This window comes from Ensifer sp. GW101-20A05 (genome assembly GCF_059424735.1).
Genome location: NZ_JBWKZT010000018.1, coordinates 105558 through 112493, shown reverse-complemented (window position 1 = coordinate 112493; position 6936 = coordinate 105558). Strand labels below are relative to the sequence as shown.

Annotated in this window: 4 protein-coding genes; 3 read left to right on the top strand and 1 reads right to left on the bottom strand. The window is 58.3% G+C overall.

Translation table 11 applies throughout. The annotated features are described in order from the left end of the window. The first annotated feature begins 285 nt into the window (after nt 1–285). Entirely contained in the window at nt 286–996 is a 711-nt protein-coding gene (locus tag AC070A_RS29830) for an SIR2 family protein (RefSeq protein ID WP_162771010.1), read from the top strand. Next, the gene (locus AC070A_RS29825; protein ID WP_162771011.1) at nt 917–2488 is read left to right on the top strand and encodes an ATP-binding protein; all 1572 of its coding nucleotides are present in this window, start codon (nt 917–919) and stop codon (nt 2486–2488) included. Before AC070A_RS29830 ends, AC070A_RS29825 begins: the two co-directional genes overlap by 80 nt. A gap of 177 nt (nt 2489–2665) precedes the next feature. On the opposite strand, the gene uvrB is transcribed toward AC070A_RS29825, so the two are convergent. Continuing rightward, nucleotides 2666–5608, bottom strand: coding sequence for an excinuclease ABC subunit UvrB (uvrB, locus tag AC070A_RS29820; protein WP_113737670.1), 2943 nt, complete (start codon nt 5606–5608; stop codon nt 2666–2668). Nucleotides 5609–5928: 320 nt separating this feature from the next. On the opposite strand from uvrB, the gene AC070A_RS29815 reads away from it, so the two are divergent. After that, complete coding sequence (locus AC070A_RS29815) at nt 5929–6903, top strand: FecR family protein (RefSeq protein ID WP_058324037.1); 975 nt, start codon at nt 5929–5931, stop codon at nt 6901–6903. The last annotated feature ends 33 nt before the right edge of the window (nt 6904–6936 follow it).

Here is a 6936-nt window from a genome sequence, read left to right as displayed (position 1 = left end):
GGATATCAATCACCCCGCGAGTTCATCAGCTCGCAATCTCAAACCTGAGCACGTCCGGTCTTTTGGGGGCAACTCCAGGGGACGTCGCATAATAGATGGCAGCGATGAGCGCGGTTTTGATCATGCTGTGGTTGTAGCGAGGAATGGGGGAGGCGGCAAGGGTGGGGATCGTGGCCGTGTAGAGTTGTATTTTTCGGCAATTCAATCTTTATATGCACGCCGTAATCGGTAGTGTACCTGATAGATTTGACAATTTACAGTCGGAATTGGGTGGAGGTTTTTGCGGTGTCGTTTGTCAAAATTAGCAATGAGCAACATGATGCATTTGTGTCGTCCCTTAAGGCAGGTCAGTATAATTTGCTATTGGGTGCCGGTGTTAGCCTTGATTCCGAAAATAGTATCGGGAAGCTGCCGTCTGGAACCACTCTTAGCGACGAATTATGTGATTTGAAGGGTGTTTCGAAGAACAAATCTCTTCAAAAAGTTTTCGCACTTCTCAGTGAATCCGAAGTTGATCAATACATTACAAAAAGGTTCTCTGGATGCACCGCAGGCGCGACGCTATCGACTCTCTCAACGTTCGTTTGGCGCCGAGCATTTACTTGGAATATCGATGACGCGTTGGAGGCAGCTTATCGATTAAAAGGTGCGAAGCAGAAACTTGTGACAGCACATTTTCGCGACGACTACAACGATGAGCGGGTTCTTTCCGATTTGCTTCTGGTCAAGCTACATGGCTCTGTGACGCACGCTTCGAAAGGTTACGTCTTTGCACGGGACGAATACATACAAGTAATGAAAGAGAACAGTCCTTGGATGACTGTTCTCTCGCAGTTTCTCACTAACGGAATCCAGAAATATTCTTCCCGAAAAGATAACTGGTGCAGAAGCTCTGGCATTCTATTCCGATTTCGAGTTGGTTCCGTCGAACCAAAGGCCCCAGGAATCCGCGTCGAGGTTCTTCTACGGGCACGCTCCAGAATGGTCGGATTTTGAATCTGGGTTTGATGTCAGTCGCTCGATAACATCCTCCATTATTAATGATGTCGAAAATCTGCTAAATAATACAGTAGAAGAGAGCAGAATTATTATTCTGACAGATGAGCCTGGCACCGGAAAGACAACTGTCGTCAGAAGAGTTGCTTTTGAGATATCTAGAAGAGGAATTCACACCCTGGTGTGCTCTGCATTGAGTCGGTTGGAGTATGATAAGACATTAAGCATTGTTGACGGTATAGAAGGTCCACTCTTAATAGTTGTTGATAATTTTGCAGACCAAGTGTCCCCGTTTGCTGAAATTGTATCAAAAACTCGGAAAAAAGATCTAGTCGTTCTTGCTTCAGAGAGAGGGTACAGAAATAGATACTTATTTCAGAGCTTGTCCGGCGTCCCTTATCATCGCGCTGCGGCGCTAAAGATGCGTGCGGTCGATGTTGAGGCTATAGTTGAGCGGTATACAGAGTTAGGCATTGTCGGAACGTCACGTGCAATCAGAGATCTAAACGGCTTTATAAAATCAGCCGCTGATGATCCGATGGCGGTTGTATGTTGCAGGGTCCTCAACGACTTCAGGCCGCTCGACAGAATTGCCTTCGACTTGATGGAGGAATGCAACGAAGTTGATCAAAACAGATATCTGATAGCGGCCCTTTCTCAGCATTGTTTCGGCGGTGGCGTTCGTCACGAGATTCTCTCTAGTATTCTCGGATCCCAGGGATACAGAGAGCAGCTTAGCAAAGAGCATGCACTGCCTTTGTCATATTATGACCGTCGTACGAATACGCATGTCGTACCGCAGAATTCTACGATCGCGATGCGTATTCTCGACAATATGTCGAAGCGCGATCCGCGCCGACTTCTGGATATTTTTACTAGGCTCGCAAGTACACTTGCACCACGCGTAAACCGAAAAGCGATTAAACAGCGCAGTTCTGAAGCACGATTGGCGAGCCGCTTATTCGATTTTGACTCTGTGGTCGACGGCATACTGGGAGACTTGGCCCCTGCGTTTTATGAGGCGACCCAAAAAGCGTGGCAGTGGAACTCGCGATACTGGGAGCAGGTGGCGCTCATGAATGTTTCGCGTCACAATAGCTCAGGCGTTCGTGGAATGACTGAATACTTGGACTCGGCAGTCCAAAACGCGAGACATGCTGCGTCCATCGAAAATCATCCGCTGCCACTAACCACACTAAGTAAAATATTGTTTATTCAGGTGGTTGTCCCGGGGTACTCGAGAGTAGGCGCATTCAACGAAGCTTTTGACTGTTCAGACCGCGCAATCAAGATTGAAAAAAGCTGGGCGCGGAAGTCGGTGCACCCGTATGTTACCATGTTCCGCGGAGCGCGAGAGTATCTAGAGCGCGGCGGTGTGATGTCGAGCACGCAGATGCAGCGTGTTCGCGACCTTTTGCTCGAAGCAGAGAAACTTTTCCCAAAGGATCATGAGGTTGGGGACAATTTGCGCAATCTTAGAGCTTTGATTTAGCTTGCAGCCGCCCCGGACCGACTATCTTCTGAGCAGAGGGGGTGTCTTGCCGGAGGAGGAGGGCTTCTCCCTCTCTATCCTGCGAGACATCTCCCCACAACGCACTGGGCTCGCCCTTGCTTGGCAGTTTGCCGTCTTCCGAGCGCGGGCACCGAGTCGTTGTCTTTCCTGATTTGCCTACCGCCCCGGCCGTCCCGTCTTGCCCTTCGTCCGGCCCTTCTGCCGCTTCTCGTCCACCGGATCCTCATAGGACCCGACGCCCGGTTTCGCCCGGGTGAGGATCGGTTTATCCGGGACATGGCCGATCACCGGCTTTTCGGTGCGGCCGACAGTCATTTCGTCGAGGGTGTTCCGGCGGAATAGCGATTTGTCCGAGCCGGCGGGTGTCGCGACGTCGCGGCCCATGTCGTCGAGGTCGGGCTTCTGGAAGAGAGACTTTTCGTCCGTGGTCTTGGATCCTCGGCTCGATCCTCGGGTTGAACCCGAGGACGAGGATGACGTCGAGGAGCCGGACCGCTTGCCCCCTTCCTGCGACCTTGCCTCTTCCCGCGCCATCGGGTCGTCCAAGGCGGCCAGTTCGGCGGCCTTGAGGCGTTTGATCTCGTCGCGGAGGCGGGCGGCCTTTTCGAAGTCGAGGTCGGCGGCGGCGTCGCGCATCTGTTTTTCCAGCGCGTTAAGGTGGGCCTGCAGGTTGTTGCCGACGAGGTGGCCGCCGTCGGCGAAGCCCTTGCCGGCGACGCCGGAGATGTCGGCGCGGACGTGGTCCTTCTCGTAGACCGAGTCGAGGATGTCGGAGATCTTCGCCTTTACCGATTCCGGCGTGATGCCGTTGGCCTCGTTGTAGGCCATCTGCTTTTCGCGGCGGCGGCTGGTCTCGTCCATGGCGCGCTGCATCGAGCCGGTGATCTGGTCGGCATAGAGGATGACCTTGCCGTCGACGTTACGGGCAGCGCGGCCGATGGTCTGCACCAGCGAGGTCTCGGAGCGCAGGAAGCCTTCCTTGTCGGCATCGAGAATGGCGACGAAGCCGCATTCGGGAATGTCGAGGCCCTCGCGCAACAGGTTGATGCCGACGAGCACGTCGAAAGCGCCGAGGCGCAGGTCGCGGATGATCTCGATGCGTTCCAGCGTGTCGATGTCGGAGTGCATGTAGCGCACGCGAATGCCCTGTTCGTGCAGGTATTCGGTGAGGTCTTCGGCCATGCGCTTGGTGAGCACGGTGACGAGCGTGCGGTAGCCGGCGGCGGCGGTCTCGCGGATTTCGCCCAAGACGTCGTCGACCTGGGTTTTCGCCGAGCGCACTTCCACCGGCGGGTCGATCAGGCCGGTCGGGCGGATGACCTGTTCGGCAAAGACGCCGCCGGATTGTTCCAGTTCCCAGCTACCGGGCGTCGCCGAAACGGCGATCGTGTCCGGGCGCATCGCGTCCCATTCCTCGAAGCGCAACGGACGGTTGTCCATGCACGAGGGCAGGCGGAAGCCGTATTCGGCCAGTGTCGCCTTGCGGCGGAAGTCGCCGCGATACATGCCGCCGATCTGGCTGACGGAGACGTGGCTCTCGTCGATGAACAGCAGCGCGTTGTCGGGGATATATTCGAACAGCGTCGGCGGCGGCTCGCCGGGGTTGCGGCCGGTGAGGTAGCGCGAATAGTTCTCGATGCCGGCGCAGGAGCCGGTCGCTTCCAGCATCTCGATGTCGTAGCGGGTGCGCTGCTCCAGCCGCTGGGCTTCGAGCAGGCGGCCGCCCTTTTCCAGCTCGGCGAGCCGGTGCACCAGCTCTTCCTTGATCGCCTTGATGGCGCCGTTCAGCGTCGGGCGCGGGGTGACATAGTGCGAGTTGGCGTAGATTTTCACCGACTTCAGGTCGCCGGTCTTCTGGCCGGTCAGCGGGTCGAACTCGGTGATCGCGTCGATCTCGTCGCCGAACATGGAGATGCGCCAGGCGGCATCCTCCAAGTGGGCCGGAAAAATCTCGATGGTATCCCCGCGCACGCGAAAAGAGCCGCGCTGGAAATCCATGTCGCGGCGCTTGTACTGCTGCGCCACCAGGTCGGCGAGCAGTTGCCGCTGGTCGAGCCGGTCGCCGACGCTCATCTGGAAGGTCATGGCGGTATAGGTCTCGACCGAGCCGATACCGTAGATGCACGAGACAGACGCGACGATGATGCAGTCGTCGCGCTCCAGCAGCGAGCGGGTGGCCGAGTGGCGCATGCGGTCGATCTGCTCGTTGATCGAGGATTCCTTCTCGATGAAGGTATCCGAGCGCGGCACGTAGGCTTCCGGCTGGTAGTAGTCGTAGTAGGAGACGAAGTACTCGACCGCGTTGTTGGGAAAGAAGTTCTTGAACTCGGAATAGAGCTGCGCGGCCAGCGTCTTGTTGGGCGCGAGGATGACGGCGGGACGTTGCGTCGCCTCGATTACCTTGGCCATGGTGAAGGTCTTGCCGGAACCGGTGACGCCGAGCAGCACCTGGCTGCGCTCGCCGGAGGTCAGGCCCTCGACCAGATCGGCGATCGCCGTCGGCTGGTCGCCGGCCGGCTCGTAATCGGAGACCATCTGGATCTCGACGCCGCCTTCGGATTTCGGCGGCCGGGCAGGCCGGTGCGGCGTCCAGAGCTTGCCGTCCTTGAACAGCGGGTTGCCGCTTTCGATCAGCGCCGACAGCGCTTCCACCGTGGCGGTGACGCCGGATTTGGCCGTCAGCCTGTCGGCATCCTCGAGCGACACGTCGAGGCCCGCGACCGGGTTGAGGCCGGCGGCGGCGCGGGTCTTCGGATCGGTCGAGCCGCCCATCGACGTGCCGCGCGCGGACTTGCTGCCGACGATCTCGACCTTGCTCTTCTTCCCGGCCTTCTTCGGCTGTGCTTCGTCATCCGCGCCCGCGGCCTTGCGCGCCGCCTTGGAGGCGGCGATCTCTACCGTCTTGCGGTGCTTGCCGGCCTTGGAGGCGATCTGACGCTGGGTTTCGAAAGCGGAGGCTTCCGCATCCGCCTCGAGCTGCTTCACCCAATCCGAGACGTTGCCGCTGAGCGGGGTGCCGGACAAGGGCGCCTGCGGCGCTTCTTCGAAACCGGACGGCGTGGAGGGCTTCGGCGGGGCATTCTTCGGAGCTTTGGTCATGGCGGGGAATATGGCGAGAGTCCGGTCGAAAGAAAAGGGGCGAGTGAGTACAAAAAGGCAACATTTCGCAGTGCTTCGGCGACAACTTTGCACGCGAAACGGCAGGGGCGTGGCGTTGAATTTGCGGACGACTGGGCGCCGAACGAGTGGCAGCGCCACCACTCGGGCCGACGGCCGGGTCACGCTTGCCTCAACCGCGACGAGCCGGACTGGCTCGTTGATATAACTCTTACGGTTGCGATGTGCCGTTACGTTACTCCAATTGGGCGACAAGACATAAATCCCTGCAGCGTGGTAACAATAACACTTTGGAGGGTGCCATGTTCTACTTGCGTGGCGCCGCACTCATCTCGATTTGTGCTGCGTTTTGCCAACCGCTTCCTGTCAGCGCTGCCGAACCTGTCGGTCAGGCGGTGCAGATTCGCACGTCAGTCAGCGGCGCACGCGGTCCGATCGCGGTCAAGGACCCGGTCTACAAGGACGAACGGATTTCGACATCGAAGTCCGGTCTCGGCCAGTTCGTCTTCCAGGATGGCACCAAGCTTGCGGTCGGCTGGGGTTCGTCCGTGGTCATCGACAAATTCGTCTACGATGATGCCAAGTCGGTGAAGAAACTGACGATCATGGCCGCGAAGGGCACGTTCCGCTGGATCAGCGGCAAGTCCGGGCACTCCGCCTATGAAATCGTCACGCCGGCCGGCACGATCGGCGTTCGCGGCACCGCCTTCGATTTTTATGTCGGCCGCGACGGCACCACCGCCGTCGTGCTGCTCAGCGGCGCCGCAAGCTTCTGTGGCGCCGGCGGCTGCCGGCAATTGACGCAGCGTTGCGACTGCGTCGTCGCCAAGCCTGGCGGCGGCATCAGCGATCCGAGAAGAGTCAGTCGCAATACATTGAAATCACTAGGCAATGCGCAAGCCCTTCCTTTCCTCTCCGGTGGGCAACGACTGTCCGGAGCGCTGGGCTGGGCGGGGGGCGGCTGCAGCCTTGCGGCGGTGTTCCAGGAGGATCTCGAACGCCAACCGCGAACTGTGCAACCCCCCGCCGTCGAAGAAAGGCCTCCCGAGGAAAAACCGAAGCCCGAGGAGAGGCCGCACAAGCCGGAGGAGAAACCTCAGAAGCCGGAGGAAAAACCTCAGAAGCCTGTGCAGGAAGAAGGCTACCGCAATCGCCACTGGGAGATGAAACATCCGGATATCCGCGGCGAGGATGCCAACCACAAGGATGTGCTCGAACATGCCAACGACCATCAGAACAAGGGGCATCAGAAGGGGCGCAGTCATCACAATGACTGACGAACCGGCAGGCCGCCTGACGCTCGGTACCTT